Genomic DNA, 18,864 nt, shown 5'->3' with positions numbered 1-18,864 from the left:
CTGTGACCTCAGGCGAGACCGGCGAGTCGGAGCAGCAGTGACTTCACATCGGTGGCCGCGACGCGGTCGCCGACAGCGCGGGGGGTGGAGCAGATGAGGAGCGGACCGTCGTCGTCGCTCTGCGGAAGGCGGCCGTGGCTGCCGCGAATAGGCGAGGGGTCCAGAGGCACGACCGCCATGCGGTAGCGCATGCCGAGCTTCTTGCGCGCCAGTGCGGTGGCCGCCTTGACCTTCACGTACGGGTCGAGGGGATCCATGAAGAGTTCGACCGGGTCGTAGCCGGGTTTGCGGTGGATCTCGACGAGTTGCGCGAAGTCGGGCGCCTGGTCGTCGTCGAGCCAGTAGTAGTACGTGAACCAGGCGTCGGGTTCCGCCACGGCGACGAGTTCGCCCGCGCGCGAATGGTCGAGATGGTGGCTCTTCTTGCCCTCGTCGTCGAGGAGTTGAGCGATGCCGGGCAGGCCGTCGAGTGCGGCCCTGGCGGCGTCGAGGTCCTCGGGGCGGCGCACGTAGACATGGGCGATCTGATGGTCGGCGACCGCGAAGGCACGGGACGCCATCGGGTCGAGGTACTCCATGCCGTCCTGCGTGTGCACCTCCAGCAGCCCGGCGCGGCGCAGGGCGCGGTTGATGTCGACGTGCCGGTCCACGCGGGTGATTCCGTACTCGGACAGCGCGACGACGGTGCGGCCCTCGGCGCGGGCGTCGTCCAGCAGCGGGGCCATGGCGGCGTCCAGGTCGGCGGCCGCCTTCAGTGAGCGCGGGTCGTCGGGGCCGAAGCGCTGCAGGTCGTAGTCGAGATGAGGGAGGTAGCAGAGCGTCAGGTCGGGGTGGCGGGTGTCGATGATGTGGCGGGTCGCGTCGATGATCCACCGGCTGGAGACGAGGTCGGCTCCGGGGCCCCAGAAGTGGAACAGGGGGAACGTGCCGAGCTTCTCGGTGAGTTCGTCGTGCAGTGCGGCCGGCCGGGTGTAGCAGTCGGGTTCCTTGCGGCCGTCGGCGTAGTAGACCGGACGGGGGGTGACGGTGATGTCGGTGTCGGCGCCCATGGCGTACCACCAGCAGATGTTCGCGACGGTGTAGCCGGGGTGGGCGCGGCGGGCGGCGTCCCAGAGCTTGTCGCCGGCCACGAGCCCGTTGTGCTGGCGCCACAGGAGGACGTCGCCGAGTTCGCGGAAGTACCAGCCGTTGCCGACGATGCCGTGCTCCGAGGGCATGGTGCCGGTGAGGAAGGTGGACTGGGCGGCGCAGGTGACGGCGGGCAGGACGGTGCCGAGTGGGGCCCGGGAGCCGGACTGGCCGAGCGCCTTGAGGTGGGGCATGTGGTCGAGCAGACGGGGGGTGAGGCCGACGACGTCGAGGACGAGGAGCGGGGTGGGTCGGTGCGGGGTGGCCGGGGCGGGGTGCTCATGGATGCCGGTGCTCATGGCAGCTCCTTCAGGCCGAGGTCCGTCAGCAGGTCGCGGGCGAGGGTGAGTTCGGCGGCGATGCCCTCGGCGAGCTGGGTGCGGCCCTTGGGGCGCAGCTCGGGCGGGAGGGCCTGCCAGGTGTAGGTCTCGACCTCCAGGTGGCGGGTGAGCGGGGCCGGGCCGCCGACGAGCCGGGTCAGTGCGGATCTCAGGACCGGGAGGGTGGAGGTGAGGGGCGCGGCGGGGGCCGCGTGCAGCGGGACGTGGAAGTGGGCGCGCCAGGGTGAGCCGTCCGGCAGGGCGTGTCCGGCGAGGGCCTCGTCGAGGTCGTCGGTGGCGCGCAGGCCGGCGGAGGTGGCGGTGCGGGTCTGGTGCAGGAAACGGGGTTCGGCGAAGGCGGAGAGGGCCTCGCGTACCTCGGGGAGATGGGGGTGTTCGGCGTGCAGGGCGGCGGAGAGCTGGGATTTGACGACGGGGACGCGGGCTTCGGTGAGCGCGTCCAGGGCGGTGTGCGGATCTTCGAAGGAGGTGGCGAGATGGCAGGTGTCGACACAGATGCCGATGCGGTCGTGGCCGATCGCGGTGAGCGGGGCGATGGCGTCGCGGGTGGTCTCCACGACGCAGCCGGGTTCCGGTTCCAGGCCGACGCGGATGGAGCGGCCGGTCAGCTCCTCGAGGGCGTCGAGGCGTTCGGCGAGGGTGCGCAGCGCGGTGCGTGCGGTCTCCGCGCGCTCGTCGTCGTAGGCGGTGCGCCAGGCGAGGGGCAGGGTGGAGATGGTTCCGTCGGCGACGTCGTCGGGAAGGAGCCCGGCGAGGACGCGGGCCAGGGCGGTGGTGTGGTCGAGGCGTTCCGGGTCGGCCCAGTCCGGCTTGTAGACGCGGTACTTGACCTCCTCGGCGCCGAAGCCCTCATAGGGGAAGCCGTTGAGGGTGACGACCTCGAGGCCGCGCCGGTCCAGCTCGGTGCGCAGCTTGCGCAGTGCGGAGGGGTCGGTGACGAGGGCGTGGGCGGCGTCCTTGGCGAGCCACAGCCCGATACCGAGCCGGTCGCGGCCCAGGCGGCGCCGGACGGGTTCGCAGTGGTCGCGCAGCTGGGCGAGGACACCGTCGAGGGTCTCGGCGGGGTGGACGTTGGTGCAGTAGGCGAGGTGGACGGTGGAGCCGTCGGGGTGGCGGAAGCGCATGGGTCACGCCTCCGCGGCGGGGACGCGGGCCGGCATGCCGGGGCCGCGGTCCGGCTCGTGCGGATCCTTCGGGGCGCCGCGGAGGATGGAGTTGCCTTCGTGAGTGGCCTCCGTGCCGGTGACGTCGAGGTTCAGGCGGCCGCTGAGCCCGTAGAAGGCGACGGGGTTGCGCCACAGCACCTGGTCGACGTCGTCCTCGGTGAAGCCCTCGGCCAGCATCAGGTCACCGACCTTGCGGGTCTTGAGGGGGTCGCTCTTTCCCCAGTCCGCCGCGGAGTTCACCAGGACGTGCTCGGTCCCGTGGGCGCGCAGGATCGCCACCATCCGCTCCTCGTCCATCTTGGTGTCCGGATAGACGGAGAAGCCCAGCCAGCAGCCGCTGTCCCTGGCCTCCTTGACGGTGGTCTCGTTGAGGTGGTCGACCAGGACGCGGTCCGGGGCCAGTGCGGACTCCCGGACGACGTCGAGGGTGCGGCGCAGTCCGGCGAGCTTGTCGCGGTGCGGAGTGTGCACGAGGGCGGGCAGGCCGTGCTCGGCGGCGAGCTGGAGCTGCGCGGCGAGGGCGGTGTCCTCGGCGGGGGTCATGGAGTCGTAGCCGATCTCCCCGACGGCCACGACGTTGTCCTTGACGAGGTACCGCGGCAGTTCGTCGAGGACGGGCGAGCAGCGCGGGTCGTTCGCCTCCTTGGGGTTGAGGGCGATGGTGCAGTGGTGGGCGATGCCGTACTGGGCGGCGCGGAAGGGTTCCCAGCCGAGGAGGGAGTCGAAGTAGTCGCGGAAGGAGGCGGGCGAGGTGCGCGGCTGGCCGAGCCAGAAGGACGGCTCGACGACGGCGCGGACACCGGCGGCGTACATGGCCTCGTAGTCGTCGGTGGTCCGGGAGGTCATGTGGATGTGGGGGTCGAAGATGCGCATCAGGACTCCTTGCCGTGGGGGTGGTCCGTGCCGGGGGCCGGGGTGACGGACTCGGTGAGGTCCAAGACGCGGTGCAGGTCCTCGGGGACGGAGCGGCCGGCGGCGGTGCGTTCGGCGGCGTAGTCGCCGAGCATCCGGGCGAGTTCGCCGTCGCCGGCGGCGCGTCGGGGCAGGTCCGCCACGTGGTCCACGGGGACGCCGGTGAACAGGCACTTCAGCACGGCGTGACGCCAGGCGTGGGCGGTCAGGTGCCGGGCGGCGTAGGGGCCGACGGCGGCGCTGAGGAGCCGGGTGTCGTTGGTGCGCAGGGCGTCCTCGATCAGCGGGAGGGCGTCCGGGCCGGACACGAGGTGGGGCAGGGCGTGCAGGACGGCTCGGCGCTCGTCGGCGGTGCCCTGGAAGTACACCCGGGTCAGGGCGTCGGTGCCGGCGCGGGCCGCGTCGAGGATGAGGACGCGGGCGGCGTCGGCGTGCGCGGTACCGCAGCGCCGGCCGGCTTCGGCGAGGCGCAGCTCCCACACGGAGATGGGCCCGTGGAGGCCGGGGTGGGCGGCGGCCTCGTCGAGGGCGTGGTCGAGCCAGGCGCGGGCGGCCGGGTCCAGGTGGGTGGCGAGGTGGTGGCGGAGGCCGGTGAGCGAGGGGGTGGGGGCGGTGTCCTCGGTGGGGAGGCGGGTGCGGGTGCGAGCGTCGCACGGGTCCTGTGCACTCCGGTCGGTGTCCTTGAGGCCCTGGGTGACCCGGGTGCTCTCGGTCTTCTCGGTACTCGCCGCTGGTGTGGTGCGGGGTCGGCTCATCTGGTGCTGCTCCCCTCATGGGTGGCGGAGGGAGCGCCGTGGGGTGGCGCGGCCTGCTGGAGGGCCGGGGCGGGGCCGGGCGGCAGGGTGGCCGCGGTCCGCTCGGCGTGGTGGAGGAACGGGAGGGAGTGGGCGGCGAAGTGGGGACCGGCGTGCGAGTGGCGGGGCAGTTCGACGACGGTCAGGCCCTGGTAGCCGGTGGCGGCGAGGGCCGCCAGGACCGGCGGGAAGTCGATCTCCCCGTCCCCGAAGGGGAGGTGCTCGTGGACGCCGCGCCGCATGTCCTCGATCTGGACGTGCCGCAGCCAGGGGGCGGCGGCGCGTACGCAGTCGGCCGGCGGCAGGGGTTCGAGGCACTGGCAGTGGCCGATGTCCAGGGTGAGGCCGAGAGGTTCGGGGTCGCCGAGGGCGGCGCGGAGGTGGTGGAAGTCGGCGAGGGTCGCGAGGAGGTGGCCCGGCTCGGGTTCGATGGCGAGCGGAATGCCCGCGGAGGCGGCGGCGTCCAGGACGGGGGTCAGGGTCTCGGCGAGGCGCTTCCACGCGGCGTCCGTGTCGGTGCCCTGCGGGACGACACCGCTGAAGCAGTGGACGGCGTGGGCCCCGAGGTCGCCCGCGACCTGGACGGCCCGGACGAGAAGGCCGACGCGGCGGGCCCGGTCGTCGGGGTCCGGGTCCAGCAGGGACGGGCCGTGTTTGCGGCGCGGGTCGAGCACGTAGCGGGCGCCCGTCTCGACGGTGACGCCCAGGCCGAGCGCGTCCAGCCGGTGCGCGACCCGGCGCGTGCGGGCGGCCAGGTCGGGGGCGAGCGGGTCGAGGTGCATGTGGTCGAGGGTCAGTCCGACGCCGTCGTAGCCGAGGTCGGCGAGGAGGGAGAGGGCGTCGTCGAGCCGGAGGTCGGCGAGGCCGTTGGTGCCGTAGCCGAAGCGGAGGGAGGGTAGGGCACCGGGCGGGGCGGTGGTGGTGCGGGGCGAGGCGGCGGCCTGGGCGCCGGGGGCTCGCGCGGCGCCGGCACGGCTCTCGGGGGCGCGGGCTTCGGGGCTCATGTGACGCTCACCTTCTTCGCGAACCGGGCTCCGAGGGGGGCGAGGGCCGCGATGAGGAGGGCGGTGGCCGTGCCCCGGGAGCGGGCGGCGAGGGTGGCCTGGAGGGGGATGGTGGCGCGGATGCCGGCGCCGACGGCGCGTTGGGTGAGAGGAGGCGAGGGGTTCAGGGTGGCGTGGAAGCAGGGGCGTGCGGTGGTCGCGGCGTAGGCGGCTCCGAGGGCGGTGGTGAGCAGCACCGCGCGCTCCTGTCCCGGGTACCGGGCTGCTCGGGGGCCCGTCGGCCCGTGGACGGTTGCCTGCCGGCGGCCTCTGGGCGGAGCAGCGGGGCGACGCGTCACCAGTCGGGTCAGCAGCGCGGTCGTCGCGAGGGCCGCCAGGGGAGGCAGGGGTGATCCGCCCTGCGCCTCCTGGCGGGAGACCGTGGTGACGGCCAGGGTGTGGGTGCCGAGGAGGGCGGCGGAGGGCAGGGCCTCTCGGGTGCGGCCGGTGGTGGCCGCGGCTCCCAGGAGCAGGTCGAGGCCCCGGGCCGCGCCCATGGCCACCGGTCCGGCGGGTGTGTGTTTCAGGCCGAGGTCGTACGCCCAGACGGTCGCCGCCAGGGGTGCGGCCACGGCCAGCGCCGGGCGGCCCGCGCGGGTGGCCAGGACCAGTCCGGCTCCGGTGAGGGCGCAGGCCGCCGTGAGGGCGGCGGCCGGCCGGATGCGGCCGGAGGGCAGGGGGCGGTGCGGTCGTTCGACGGCGTCGACGTCGCGGTCGGCCCAGTCGTTGAGGGCCATGCCGGCCTCGTAGAGGCAGAGGGAGGAGGTGATGGCGAGCAGGGTGCGGGGGTTGGGTGCCGAACCGGTTGCGGCGGCTCCGGCCAGGGCGTCACCGGGGACGCTGAACAGGGCGGGCAGGCGGAGGAGTTCGGCCCAGGCCCGGCTCCGGTGCGAGCGGCCGGTGCATGCGCGGGTGGCCGTGGCGACGGCAGCGCCTCCAGGGGCGGTCGCGGACACTGTGTCGGGGCATCCGCAGGGGGTCTCGCGCAGGGTCACAGCGCTTCCTCCGACTCGTCGGCCCGCTCCACCGACCCCACGCCAGGGCCCTCTTGGGCGGCTGCCGCAAGGCTCCGCCCGAACCGCACCAGCGCCTCGTACTGCTCGGACAGCCCCGAGGGCCCCTCCCCCACCGGGTCCTTGAAGTAGAAGCCGAGTGCGTCGAGCGGGCCGGACAGGCCGGTCTCGTGGGCGCGGGCGGTCAGGCGGGCCAGGTCGAGGACCAGGGGTGCGGCAAGGGCCGAGTCGCAGCCCTGCCAGATGGTCTGGAGGATCATGCGGGTGCCGAGGAAGCCGTCGAAGGCGATGTGGTCCCAGGCGGTCTTCCAGTCGCCGAGGGCGGGGACGTCGTCGATGTGGACCTCGCCCTCGGGTGCGGTGCCGAGGGTGTCGGCGAGGACGCGTTCCTTGCCGGCGTTCTTCGCCGCCGCGGCGGCGGGGTCGGCGAGGGCCGCTCCGTCACCGCCGCCGAGGAGGTTCGTGCCGGACCAGGCGCGGACCCTCAGCGCCCGCTGCGCGAACATCGGGCCCAGCACGGCGCGCAGCAGCGTCTGTCCGGTCTTGCCGTCCCGGCCGGCGAAGGGCAGGCCGCTCCGTTCGGCCGCGCGGGCGGCGACGGGGTGGTGCATGCCCTCGGACGGGGTGAAGTTGACGTAGGGGCAGCCTGCGCGCAGCGCGGCCAGCGCGTACAGGGTGCTGGCCGGCAGCGGGGTGTCGGGCCCCTGGGGCGCGGGTTCCGTGGAGGCGACGTTCACCACGACGGCCCGCTCCAGCTCGTGACGGTGGACGAAGTCGCGGATGTCGCCGGCGAAGGCGGTGATCAGTTCGGTCTCGCTCCTGGCGTCCCCCGGCGTGGGGCCGCCGGGCCTGATCTCGCGGTCGGCGGCGGCGAGTTCGGCGGCGACGGCCGTGGCGACGCCGGGTGGGAGGACGCCGCCGGCGGTCAGGGTCTCGGCGCGTTTGGGCAGGGGGCAGTCGAGGGTGTCGTGCCCGCCGAAGACCAGGTCGGACAGTGCGGGCAGACCGCTGTCGGTGAATGCCGGAGTCTCGGTCACCATGCCGGTGGGCGGGTGCAGTCCCGCGGTGACGGCGGCGCACCCCGTGACGACGGTGGTGGCGACGGAGCCTCGGGCTCCGATCAGCCACACCCCCACACGCGGTCGGGAGAGGGACGCGGACATGGGCAGCCTCCTGATCGTGCGCGAGCACCCGGGGGGAGAGGTGGAGAGACGGCGGGCGGGGGTCCGGCGTCCCCCGCCCGCCGCCGTTCACTGGCCCTGGACGGGCAGTTCCTTGAGCTGGATGTTGCGGAAGGAGACCTGGTCGTCGGCGCCATGGTTCTGCAGGCCGATGTGGCCGTCGGTCAGGCTCCGCTGGGGGTCCTTGTTGGTGAAGTCGTTGATCTTGACTCCGTTGAGGAACACCTGGAGGCGTTCGCCCTGGACCTTGATCTCGTAGGAGTTCCACTGGCCGGGCGGCCGCAACACCTGGTCACGGGCCTTGATGTCGGCCGACTTGAACGAGTAGACGGAGCCCGTGGTGCGGTCGGCGGCGTCGGTGGCGTCGATCTGGATCTCGTAGCCCTTGTTCACCGCGGACCAGGGGTCGTCGGAGGCGGGGAAGCCCACGAAGATCCCGGAGTTGTCGTCGCCCCGCATCCTCCAGTCGAGCTTGAGGGAGTACGACTTCAGCTCCTTGGCCTGGTACCAGAGCAGCCCCATGCCGCCCTCGGACTCCATCACGCCGTCCTTGACGACGAACGTGCCGGGTCCGGCCTGCTTCCAGCCGTCCAGGGTCTGGCCGTTGAAGATCTTCCGGTAGTCCTTGCTGGGCTTGCAGTCCGCCTTCACCTGGCCGGTGGCGTACTGGAGGCCGCCGAGCAGATGGGCGCGGAAGGCCGCGTCGGCGTAGGACTCCTTGGTATGGCCGCCGCCGGTGTAGAAGGAGCGGCCGCCGCCGTAGCTCTGGCACCAGGCGATCGGATGGTCGCCCTTCATGGTGCCGCCCTGGTAGGTGGTCTCGTCGAGGGTGGCGAGGACCTTGGCCTGGTCACGGGGGTTGGTGCGGTAGTTGTACCACTCGTCGGTGCGCTCCCAGGTGTCGTCCAGGTGCGCGGTCGACGGGTGGTCGTGGTCCTCGACGCGGACGGTGGCCTTCTGGATGGCCGGGTGCGAGTGGAAGTAGGCGCCGACGAGGCCGCCGTAGAACTCCCAGTCGTACTCGGTGTCGGCGGCGGCGTGGATGCCCATGTAGCCGCCGCCGTTCTTCACGTAGTTCTCGAACGCCTGCTGCTGTTCGGCGTTGAGGACATCACCCGTGGTGGACAGGAAGGCCACGGCGTCGTACTTGGCGAGGTTGGCCGTGGTGAACTGCCTGGCCTCCTCGGTGGCGTCGACCGTGATGCCGGCCGGGCCGCCGAGCTCCTTCAGCGCGGTGATGCCGGCCGGGATGGAGTCGTGTCGGAAGCCGGCGGTCTTGGAGAAGACCAGGACCTTCTTGCCGCCCTTGAACGGTTCCTTGGAGAACTCGAAGTCGTCCAGGTCGTACAGCGCGCCTTCGCCGCCCTTGAAGACCAGGTAGATGTCCGTGGTCTTCTTCGGCAGCGACCGCAGGGGCACGTCGACGTTCTGGAAGGTCTCCCAGCCGCCGGTCGGCGGGATGTACGCCGAGCCGTGCAGCGGTCCCTCGGGCGAGCCGGTGCGCAGTTCGATGAAGCCGCCCGCGCCGCCGGAGGAGGCCCGGACGGTCATCTTCCTCTGCCCGTCGAACCGGTAGGGGGTGAAGGAGATCCAGTCGCCGTCGTTGATGTCGCCGACGGTCTTGCCGCCGTTGGCGCCGGTCTTGTCGATGACCGATACGCCCGACTGGGTGGTGAAGTGCTCGCCCTGGCGGTGCAGCGGCTGGAGCACGGTGCGGGCGGTGCCGGTCAGCGCCTCCTGGCCGTTGGCCCCGCCGTCGGTGTAGCCGGCGCCGACGACGCCGTAGATGTTGGCGTTGGGGTCGTGGCCGCCGTCACCGGCGGGCGGTGTCAGGGTGCCCTCGCAGCCCATCTCGCTGGTCAGCTCGTGGGCGTGGGAGTCGTGGCCGAGGCTGTAGGTGACCTTGACCTTGGAGCAGTCGACGGTCTCCTCGGGGTCGGTGACCTTCACCTTGAACGGGACGGGCTTGCCGAAGGCGGCCAGGGTGCCGTTGGCCGGGGTTTCGATCGTCACCTTGGGCTCGGTGTTGCCGACGACGATCCGGACGCTGGCGTTTCCGGTGTTGCCCTCGGGGTCCTTGGCGGTGAAGGTGGCGCTGTAGGTGCCGACCTTCTTGTACCGGTGGGTGGGGTTGAGGCCCTCGCCCTTGGTTCCGTCGCCGAAGTCCCAGCTGTAGGTGAGGTCCGTGGAGTCGGCGTCCTTGGCGGAGGCGGTGAACTTGACCTTCAGACCGGCCGCGCCGGACGTCTTGTCGGCGCTCACCTCGGCGATCGGCGAGAAGCCGTCCTCGGCGTTCTCGATCCGGTACAGAGCGGAGTGCTCGTCGCCCTGGAACCAGGAGACGCCGTAGTCGAGGACGTACAGCGCCCCGTCGGGGCCGAACTCCATGTCCATGATCTGGGTGCCGGTCCACGGGAAGTCGTTGATCTTCGCGACGGACCCGTCCCCGTTCTGCTCGATGCGCTTGATCCAGCGGCGGCCGAACTCACCGGCGAAGAAGTCGCCGTCGTAGGCCTCGGGGAACTTCACGCTGGAGTCCAGCTCGGGGTCGTAGCGGTAGACCGGGCCGGCCATCGGGGACTCGGAGCCGCTGCCGAACTCGGGCACGGATCCGCCGTCGTACGGAATCCAGGCGGCCTGCGCGGGCGGCAGGTCGACCAGGCCCGTGTTGTGCGGCGAGGTGTTCTTCGGGGCGGCGCAGTCGAACGTCTCGCCGGACTCCTTGGTGGCGAAGTCGTAGTCGACGTAGGCGTCGTTGTCGCCGGTGCAGAAGGGCCATCCGAAGTTGGCGGCCTTGGTCACCTTGGCGAACTCGACCTGTCCCGCCGGTCCGCGCTGGGGGTCGGCGGCACCCGCGTCGGGGCCGTAGTCGCCGACGTAGACGACGCCGGTCTTGTCGTCGACGCTCATCCGGAACGGGTTGCGGAAGCCCATCGCGTAGATCTCGGGGCGGGTCTTCTCGGTGCCCGGGGCGAAGAGGTTGCCCTCCGGGACGGTGTACGAGCCGTCCTCGGCGACCTTGATCCGCAGGATCTTGCCGCGCAGGTCGTTGGTGTTGGCGGAGCTGCGGCGGGCGTCGAAGGCCGGGTTGCGGTTCGGCCGGTCGTCGATGGGGGTGTAGCCGTCGGAGGCGAAGGGGTTGGTGTCGTCGCCGGTCGACAGGTAGAGGTTGCCGTCCGCGTCGAAGTCGATGTCGCCGCCGACGTGGCAGCAGGTGCCCCGGGAGGCCGCGACGTCCAGGACCTTCTTCTCACTGGCCATGTTCAGCGTGCCGTTGGCGTTGAGCACGAAGCGGGAGAGTCGGTTGACGCCGTCGAACTTCTTGAAGTCCTCGGCGGTGCCGGTCTCCGGGGCGTCGCCCGCGGGGGTGTCGAGCGGCGGGGCGTAGTAGAGGTAGATCGCCCGGTTGTTCTTGAAGTCCGGGTCGATGCCGACGCCCTGGAGGCCTTCCTCGTCGTGGCTGTAGACGTCGAGCTTGCCGGCGATCTTGGTGACACCGCCCTGGTCGGTCAGGCGCAGCGTGCCGTCGCGCGAGGTGTGCAGGACGCTGCGGTCCGGGAGCACGGCCAGCGACATCGGCTCGCCCGTCTCGGGCTCGCCCTTGGCGAGCGGCACCTGCTGGAACTGGCCCTCGGCGGCCGCCGGTTCGTCGTGTTCCGGGTGCCCGGGGTGGGCACCGGCGACGGTGGCCGGGGTGCCGACGGCGAGGAGCAGGCCGGTGAACAGGGCGACGGTGGTGCGAAGCCCGGTACGCCTGGGGGTGCGGGTGCTTCTGGGTCTGGTTCTGTGCACGAAGTCCCTCCGGGAACGGGGTGGGCCGTACGGGGTGGGTGCGTGGTACGTGCGGTGCGGGCGCCGGGGTGCGCCGTCACCCCGGAGGTGCGTGTGTCCTGAACACTTCAAAGGACGGTAACCGCGTCCGTCCGGGGCGAACACCCCTTGCGCCGGACTCGGTTGCTCTTTCTCCCATCCCAGGACAAAGCAGGGATTCACGCAGGCCGGAGGGGGGACCGGCGGTGCTGCAGGTCCCCGTCCCCGGCCTGCGCCGGGAGCGTGGTTCAGCTGTTGAACGCGGCGTCGAAGGACGCGCTGGGCGGCTCGAAGTCGAACGCCTTGAGACGGGTCAGCGCCTCGGGCGCACCCTGGAGCCGGTCCATGCCGGCGTCCTCCCACTCGACCGAGATCGGGCCCTGGTAGTCGATGGAGCGCAGCATCCGGAAGACGTCCTCCCAGGGGACGTCGCCGTGCCCGGCGGAGACGAAGTCCCAGCCGCGCCGCGGGTCGCCCCAGGGCAGGTGGGAGCCGAGCCGGCCGTTGCGTCCGTCGAGGCGCTTGCGGGCCTCCTTGCAGTCGACGTGGTAGATGCGGTCGCGGAAGTCCCAGAGGAAGCCGACCGGGTCGAGGTCCTGCCACACGAAGTGGCTGGGGTCGAAGTTGAGGCCGAAGGCGGGGCGTCGGCCGACGGCTTCGAGGGCCTTCTGGGTGGTCCAGTAGTCGTAGGCGATCTCGCTGGGGTGGACCTCGTGGGCGAACCGCACGCCCTCGGCGTCGAAGACGTCCAGGATCGGGTTCCAGCGGTCGGCGAAGTCCTGGTAGCCCCGTTCGATCATCGCGTCGGGGGCGGGCGGGAACATGGCCACCAGGTGCCAGATGGCGGAACCGGTGAAGCCGATGACGGTGCTGACGCCGAGGGCGGCCGCGGCCCGGGCGGTGTCCTTCATGCGTTCCGCGGCCCGCTGCCGGACCCCTTCCGGGTCTCCGTCGCCCCACACCTCCCGCGGCACGATGGCCTGGTGGCGTTCGTCGATGATGGCGTCGCAGACGGCCTGGCCGACCAGATGGTTGGAGACGGCCCAGCACTTCAGGCCGTACTTGTCGAGGAGCTGATGTCTCGACTCCACGTAGGAAGGATCACTCAGCGCCTTGTCGACTTCGAAGTGGTCGCCCCAGCAGGCGAGTTCCAGGCCGTCATAGCCGAAGTCACGGGCCAGACGGCAGACCTCCTCCAGGGGCAGGTCCGCCCACTGGCCGGTGAAGAGCGTGAAGGTGCGCGGCATGGAAAGGGGCCTCCTCAGACCGCGATCGGGGTGTAGACGGAGTTCTTCTCGGCGCTCTCCTCCACCGCTGCGAGCACCCGCTGCACCTGGAGCCCGTCCGCGAAGGAAGGTTCGGGGCGGCGGCCCTCGGCGATGGCGTGGACGAGGTCGCGGGCCTGGTGGACGAAGGTGTGCTCATAGCCGAGACCGTGGCCCGGCGGCCACCAGGCCTCCAGGTAGGGGTGGTCGGGTTCGGTGACGAGGATCCGGCGGAAGCCCGCCTCCGCGCCCGGCTCGGTGGCGTCGTGGAAGGACAGCTCGTTCAGCCGTTCCAGGTCGAAGGCGAGCGAGCCGCGCTCCCCGTTGAGTTCGATGCGCAGGGCGTTCTTGCGGCCGGTGGCGTAGCGGGTGGCCTCGAAGGAGGCGAGGGCCCCGGAGAGGAAGCGGGCCGTGAACAGGGCGGCGTCGTCGACGGTGACCTGGCCGGTGCCGGCGGACGTGACGGCGGACAGCCCGCTGGTGGCGCCGGTGGGCAGGGGCCGTTCGCGTACGAAGGTCTCCGTCAGCGCGGACACACCCGCCAGCGGCTCCCCCACCAGGTACTGCGCGAGGTCGACGATGTGCGCGCCCAGGTCGCCGAGCGAGCCCGAGCCCGCCTGCTCCCTGCGCAGCCGCCAGGTCAGCGGGAACGCGGGGTCGACCAGCCAGTCCTGGAGGTACGTCACGCGCACGTGCCGCAGCCTGCCCAGACGGCCTTCGGCGACCATCCGGCGCGCCTGGGCGGTGGCCGGCACCCGGCGGTAGTTGAACCCCACCATCGCCACTTGGCCGCGCGTGTGGGCCTCTTCGGCCGCCAGCGCCATCGAGGTGGCTTCCTCGACGGTGTTGGCCAGGGGCTTCTCGCACAGGACGTGCTTGCCCGCGGCCAGGGCGGCCAGCGCGATCTCGGCGTGGCTGTCGCCGGGGGTGCAGATGTCGACGAGGTCGACGTCGTCCCGTTCGACGAGGGCGCGCCAGTCGGTCTCGGTGGACGCCCAGCCGTGCCGGTCCGCCGCCGCGCGGACACCGGCGGCGTCCCGGCCGCAGATCACGGCCTGCACGGGGTTCAGCGGCAGGTCGAAGACGCGGCCCGCGGTGCGCCAGCCCTGGGAGTGGGCGGCGCCCATGAAGGCGTAGCCCACCATCCCCACGCGCAGGGGTGGCTTGCCTGCCTCCTCGGTCCCTTCTGACTGCTGCTGCGGCTGTCCCATACGGGTGTCCTCCTCGTCCTGGTCGGGGTGGCGCACGTGGGGGGTGCGGGATGGATCACTTGAAGCCGGTGGACATGTACTGGTCGACGTTGGTCTTGTCGACGACGGCCGAGTAGAGGGTGATCGACGACGGGATCTCGAACTCGGCGAGGCCACCGATGCCCTTGCTCTGGCCGAGTGCGCGGGCCAGGTCGATCGCGGAGGCGGCCATGGTGGGCGGGTACAGCACGGTCGCCTTGAGCACTCCGTCGTCCTGCTTGATGGCCTGGAACGCGGAGAGCGCGCCGGCGCCGCCGACCATCAGGAAGTCGTCGCGCCCTGCCTGCTCGATTGCGCGCAGCGCGCCCACGCCCTGGTCGTCGTCGTGGTTCCACAGCGCGTCGAACTTCGACTGGGCCTGGAGGAGTTGGGCCATCTTGGCCTGGCCGGACTCGACGGTGAACTCGGCGGCCTGCCGGGCGACCTTCTTGATGTTCGGGTAGTTCTTCAGGGCGTCGTCGAAGCCCTGGGTGCGCTGCTTGGTGAGCTCCAGGTTGTCCAGGCCCGCCAGTTCGATGACGCGGGCGCCCGACTTGCCCTTGAGTTTCTCGCCGATGTAGTGCCCGGCGTTGAGGCCCATGCCGTAGTTGTCGCCGCCGATCCAGCAGCGGTAGGCCTGCGGCGTGTTGAAGATCCGGTCGAGGTTGACCACGGGGATGCCGGCGCGCATCGCCTTCAGCCCGACCTGGGTGAGGGCCTTGCCGTCGGCGGGCAGCACGACCAGGACGTCGACCTTCTTGTTGATGAGGGTCTCGATCTGGCCGATCTGCTGGGCGGTGTCGTTGGAGCCCTCGGTGATCTCCAGGGTGACGTCGGAGTACTTCTCGGCGCGGCTCTTGGCGTTGTCGTTGATGGCGTTGAGCCAGCCGTGGTCGGCCTGCGGGCCGGCGAAGCCGATGGTGACCTGCTTGCCGGGCTTGTCGTCGGCGGCCGGCTGGTTGTTCCCGGCCGGCTCGTCCTTGGAGTCGGAGGGCTCGTTGCTGGTGCACCCCGTGAGGAGGGCACCGGCGGAGACGGCGGCGGCCCCGAAGAGCAGTCCTCTGCGGCTCGTGTTCTCTGGCATGGCGGGGAACCCTTTCCTCAGGTCGTGCTCGCGGTACGGCGCTGGACCAGCACGGCGGCGACGATGATCGCGCCCTTGGCGATCTGCTGGACGTCGCTCTGCAGGTTGTTCAGGGCGAAGATGTTGGTGATGGTGGTGAAGATCAGGACACCGAGCACGGAGCCGGTGATGGTGCCGCGGCCGCCGGTGAGCAGGGTGCCGCCGATGATCGCGGCGGCGATGGCGTCGAGTTCGTAGAGGTTGCCGTTGGTGTTCTGGCCGGAGCCGGCCAGGACGATCAGCAGGAACGCGGCGATGCCGCAGCACAGCCCGGACAGCAGGTAGAGGTAGAGACGCTGACGGCGGACGTCGATACCGGCGAGCCGGGCGGCCTCCGGGTTGCCGCCGACGGCGACCGTGCGGCGTCCGAAGGTGGTGCGGTTGAGGACCAGCCAGCCGATGACGGTGACGACGGCGAACACCATGACCAGGGGCGGGATGCCGAGGACGTAGGCGTCACGCTCCCCCAGGTCGAGGACGGAGGGCACGGTGACGATCTGCGTCTTGCCGTCGGTGATCTGCAGGGACAGGCCGCGGGCGGAGGCCAGCATGGCGAGGGTGGCGATGAACGGCACCATCGCGCCGTAGGCGATGAGCACCCCGTTGACCAGGCCGCAGCCGACTCCGACGACGACCGCCGTGAAGAGGATGCCGGCGAAACCGTACTCCTGGGTGGCGACGGTGGTCGCCCACACGGAGGCGAGGGCGACGATCGCGCCGACCGACAGGTCGATGCCGCCGGAGACGATGACGAAGGTCATGCCGACGGTGACGACACCGATCACGGACGCCTGGGTGAGGACGAGTTGCAGGTTGCGGGTGTCGAGGAACTCGTCGGGCTTGGTGATGCCGCCGATGAGGATCAGCGCGGCGAGCACGCCGAGCAGGGACAGGGTGCGGACGTCGGCGCGGATCAGCAGGCCGCGCCAGGCGGGGGGCTGCGCCTGGGGCACCTTGGCGGTGCTGCTGTCCCGCGGCGGGGAGACGGGCTGCGTCATGACGCCGGGCTTCCTTCCATGACCAGGTCGAGTACGCGGTGTTCGTCGAGTTCGCGCGCGGGTGCCGTGTGGACGACACGGCCCTCGCGCAGCACCAGGACGCGGTCGGCGAGGCCGAGCACCTCGGGCACCTCGCTGGAGACCAGCAGCACGGCGAGGCCCTCGTCGGCCAGCCGGCGGATGACCGCGTACAGCTCTGCGCGGGCGCCGACGTCGACGCCGCGGGTGGGTTCGTCGAGCAGCAGCACCTTGCAGCCGCGCAGCAGCCAGCGGGCCAGGACGGCCTTCTGCTGGTTGCCGCCGGACAGGGTGCGCACGGGCACGGACGGGTTGTCCGGCCTGAGTGACAACGCGCGGGTCGCGGCCCGGGCGGCGCCCAGTTCGGCGCCCCGGTCGATCCAGCCGCCGCGCGAGAAGCGGGACATGGAGGAGAGCGACACGTTGCGGGTGACGGACTCCAGCATCAGCAGGGCCTGCGCCTTGCGTTCCTCGGGGGCGAGCCCGAGTCCGGCCCGGACGGCGGCCCGTACGCTGCCCGGCTTCAGGGCCTCGCCGTCGACCAGTACCTGACCGGTCGTCGGTTTGCGGGCACCGTAGACGGTCTCCAGGATCTCGGAGCGGCCCGAGCCGACGAGTCCGGCGAGTCCGACGATCTCGCCCGGCCGCACCTCCAGGTCGAAGGGCTCGAACTCCCCTTGCCGCGACAGTTCTTGGACTTTCAGCACGGGCTCGGCGGGTGGCGGGGAGGCGGGCCGGTCGGGGAAGACGTACTCGACGTTGCGGCCCGTCATCAGCGCGACGACCTCGCGGGTCGGGGTCGACTTCGCCGGGAGTCCGTTCGCGACGGCCCGGCCGTCCTTCAGCACCGTCACCCGGTCGCCGATGCGGCGGATCTCCTCCAGGCGGTGCGAGATGTAGACGACGGCGACTCCGGCGGCGGTGAGGTCGCCGACGATGCGGAAGAGGTTGTCGACCTCGTCCGGGTCGAGGGCCGCGGACGGCTCGTCCATCACGATGAGCCGCACGTCGTGGGAGAGGGCACGCGCCATCGACACGATCTGCTGCTGAGCCGCCGACAGTTCGCCGACCAGCCGGGCGGGATCGACTTCCGGGTGCCCGAGACGCTTCAGCAGAGCGGCCGTCGAGGACCTGGCCGCCTTCCCGCGCACGACGAATCCGGCGGCGGTCGGCTCATGCCCCAGATGGACGTTCTCGGCGACCGACAGGTGCTCCACCAGGTCGAGTTCCTGGTAGATGGTGGCGATGCCGAGGCGCATGGCGGAGATCGGTGAGCGGAGCGTGACCTCCTCGCCGCGCCAGCGGAGGCGGCCGGTGTCGGGCTGGTGGGCGCCGGCCAGGACTTTGATGAGGGTCGATTTGCCGGCGCCGTTCTGGCCGAGCAGGCAGTGCACCTCACCGGCCTGGACGTCGAGGTCGACGCCGTCGAGGGCCCGGACTCCGGGGAACGACTTGGTGATGCCGGACATGCTGAGCAGCGGTGGTTCTGGTGCCATGAGGTCCCCTTGGCGGGCGTGCGGGCCGGTTTCAGGGCAGGGCGAAGCAGGGCGCTGTGCTGGTAGGCCGTACTGAACTGAGTGCTTACGCGGGAGAGAACAGGTGGTCGCTGATGAGCCGGGCCGCGCCGATGACGCCGGCAGTGGGGCCGAGCTCGCCCAGGACGATGGGCAGGTTGCCGGTCGCGAGCGGCAGCGACTGGCGGTAGACCTGGGTGCGGATCGCGGCGAGCAGGGTGTGGCCGAGGCCGGTCACCCCGCCGCCGATCACCACCAGGCCCGGGTTGAAGAAGCTGACCAGGCCGGCGATGACCTGGCCGGTGCGGTTGCCGCCCTCGCGGATCAGATCGAGGGCGGTGGCGTCACCGGCTGAGGCGGCGGCGGCGACGTCGACGGCGGTGAGGCCGCCGTTCGTCTCCAGCCGCGAGGCCAGTTCGTCCGAGAGTCCCTGCTGGGCGGCCTCCGTGGCGTCGCGGGCGAGGGCGGCCCCGCTGAAGTGGGCCTCCAGGCAGCCCCGGTTGCCGCAGGCGCACGGGCGGCCGTCGGGGACAGCCTGGATGTGCCCGATGTCGCCGGCGCTGCCCGTCGTACCGCGGTAGACCTCACCGCCGACGACGATGCCGCAGCCGATGCCGGTGCCGATCTTGACGCAGAGGAAGTCCGCGACGGTGCGGGCGACGCCCGCGTGCTGCTCCCCCATCGCCATGAGGTTCACGTCGTTGTCGACCATGACCGGGCAGCCGAGTTCCTGGCTGAGCGCCTCCCGCACGGGGAAGCCGTCCCAGCCCGGCATGATCGGCGGTGCCACCGGGATGCCCTCGGGGAAGCGGACCGGGCCCGGGACGCCGATACCGGCGCCGTCGAACCCCTCCGCGAGCCCGGAGGCCCGCAGTTTCGCGGCCATGGCCAGGACCTGCTCGAAGACCGCGACCGGGCCCTCGCGCACGTCCATGGGCTGGTTGAGGTGCCCCAGGGTCTCCAGCTCGGCGTTGGTGACGGCGACGTCGATCGAGGTCGCGCCGATGTCGACGCCGAGGAAACGCAGTTCGGGGTTGAGCCGGATGTTGTGGGAGCGGCGGCCACCGCGCGAGGCGGCGAGTCCGTCGGCCACGACCAGCCCCGTCTCCAGCAGCCGGTCCACCTCCACGGCCAGCTTGGACCGCGAGAGATCGACCTGGTCGCCCAGCTGGGCACGGGAGTTGGGTCCGCCGTCACGCAACAGCTTGAGCAGCCGGGCCTGGTGGGCGTTCGCGGGTCGTGCGGTCATACGTCTCACGAGCCCCTCCCCGCCTGATCGGCCTGCGCGCGCCGGTTTTCCGCCACCGCTGCGGCTTGCTTTCGGAGGGA

At 71.7% G+C, this 18,864-nt stretch carries 14 protein-coding genes; all 14 read right to left on the bottom strand.

What is annotated here, in order from left to right:
* Positions 1 to 8 precede the first annotated feature (8 nt).
* The 14 genes from ACIRDU_RS08410 to ACIRDU_RS08345 all read right to left on the bottom strand — a co-directional run bounded on the left by ACIRDU_RS08410 (position 9) and on the right by ACIRDU_RS08345 (position 18,784).
* On the bottom strand, positions 9 to 1,427 hold the full coding sequence (locus ACIRDU_RS08410) for a nucleotide pyrophosphatase/phosphodiesterase family protein (RefSeq protein WP_403576060.1): 1,419 nt from the start codon (positions 1,425 to 1,427) through the stop codon (positions 9 to 11).
* The gene (eboE, locus tag ACIRDU_RS08405; RefSeq protein ID WP_403576058.1) at positions 1,424 to 2,593 is read right to left on the bottom strand and encodes a metabolite traffic protein EboE; all 1,170 of its coding nucleotides are present in this window, start codon (positions 2,591 to 2,593) and stop codon (positions 1,424 to 1,426) included. Before eboE ends, ACIRDU_RS08410 begins: the two co-directional genes overlap by 4 nt.
* A 3-nt stretch (positions 2,594 to 2,596) precedes the next feature.
* Positions 2,597 to 3,508 carry a TatD family hydrolase gene (locus ACIRDU_RS08400; RefSeq protein ID WP_403576056.1) on the bottom strand — a complete coding sequence of 304 codons (912 nt, stop codon included), beginning with the start codon at positions 3,506 to 3,508 and terminating at the stop codon, positions 2,597 to 2,599.
* Positions 3,508 to 4,302, bottom strand: coding sequence for an EboA domain-containing protein (locus tag ACIRDU_RS08395; RefSeq protein ID WP_403576054.1), 795 nt, complete (start codon positions 4,300 to 4,302; stop codon positions 3,508 to 3,510). The genes ACIRDU_RS08400 and ACIRDU_RS08395 overlap by 1 nt, the downstream gene beginning before the upstream one ends.
* A complete protein-coding gene (locus ACIRDU_RS08390) occupies positions 4,299 to 5,345 on the bottom strand; it encodes a sugar phosphate isomerase/epimerase family protein (RefSeq protein WP_403576052.1) in 1,047 nt (348 codons plus the stop codon). The genes ACIRDU_RS08395 and ACIRDU_RS08390 overlap by 4 nt, the downstream gene beginning before the upstream one ends.
* Positions 5,342 to 6,379, bottom strand: coding sequence for an SCO3242 family prenyltransferase (locus tag ACIRDU_RS08385; protein WP_403576050.1), 1,038 nt, complete (start codon positions 6,377 to 6,379; stop codon positions 5,342 to 5,344). The genes ACIRDU_RS08390 and ACIRDU_RS08385 overlap by 4 nt, the downstream gene beginning before the upstream one ends.
* Positions 6,376 to 7,560, bottom strand: coding sequence for an inositol-3-phosphate synthase (locus ACIRDU_RS08380; protein ID WP_403576048.1), 1,185 nt, complete (start codon positions 7,558 to 7,560; stop codon positions 6,376 to 6,378). Before ACIRDU_RS08380 ends, ACIRDU_RS08385 begins: the two co-directional genes overlap by 4 nt.
* 87 nt (positions 7,561 to 7,647) lie before the next feature.
* Positions 7,648 to 11,370, bottom strand: a complete 3,723-nt coding sequence (locus tag ACIRDU_RS08375; protein WP_403576046.1) for a ThuA domain-containing protein — start codon at positions 11,368 to 11,370, stop codon at positions 7,648 to 7,650.
* Positions 11,371 to 11,636: 266 nt separating this feature from the next.
* Complete coding sequence (locus tag ACIRDU_RS08370) at positions 11,637 to 12,635, bottom strand: sugar phosphate isomerase/epimerase family protein (RefSeq protein WP_403576044.1); 999 nt, start codon at positions 12,633 to 12,635, stop codon at positions 11,637 to 11,639.
* A 14-nt stretch (positions 12,636 to 12,649) separates the two neighbouring features.
* A complete protein-coding gene (locus tag ACIRDU_RS08365) occupies positions 12,650 to 13,864 on the bottom strand; it encodes a Gfo/Idh/MocA family protein (protein ID WP_403576042.1) in 1,215 nt (404 codons plus the stop codon).
* A 55-nt stretch (positions 13,865 to 13,919) separates the two neighbouring features.
* The gene (locus ACIRDU_RS08360) at positions 13,920 to 14,966 is read right to left on the bottom strand and encodes a substrate-binding domain-containing protein (protein ID WP_403576040.1); all 1,047 of its coding nucleotides are present in this window, start codon (positions 14,964 to 14,966) and stop codon (positions 13,920 to 13,922) included.
* A 17-nt stretch (positions 14,967 to 14,983) separates the two neighbouring features.
* Complete coding sequence (locus tag ACIRDU_RS08355; protein ID WP_403576038.1) at positions 14,984 to 16,003, bottom strand: ABC transporter permease; 1,020 nt, start codon at positions 16,001 to 16,003, stop codon at positions 14,984 to 14,986.
* Positions 16,000 to 17,517, bottom strand: a complete 1,518-nt coding sequence (locus ACIRDU_RS08350) for a sugar ABC transporter ATP-binding protein (protein ID WP_403576036.1) — start codon at positions 17,515 to 17,517, stop codon at positions 16,000 to 16,002. The genes ACIRDU_RS08355 and ACIRDU_RS08350 overlap by 4 nt, the downstream gene beginning before the upstream one ends.
* Before the next feature lie 85 nt (positions 17,518 to 17,602).
* Positions 17,603 to 18,784, bottom strand: a complete 1,182-nt coding sequence (locus ACIRDU_RS08345) for an ROK family protein (protein ID WP_403576034.1) — start codon at positions 18,782 to 18,784, stop codon at positions 17,603 to 17,605.
* Positions 18,785 to 18,864: the final 80 nt, after the last annotated feature.

It is taken from the genome of Streptomyces sp. NPDC093598 (assembly GCF_044764825.1).
Lineage (GTDB): Bacteria > Actinomycetota > Actinomycetes > Streptomycetales > Streptomycetaceae > Streptomyces.
Note: the sequence above shows the minus strand (reverse complement) of the source record. Positions and strands in the feature narration are given on the sequence as shown.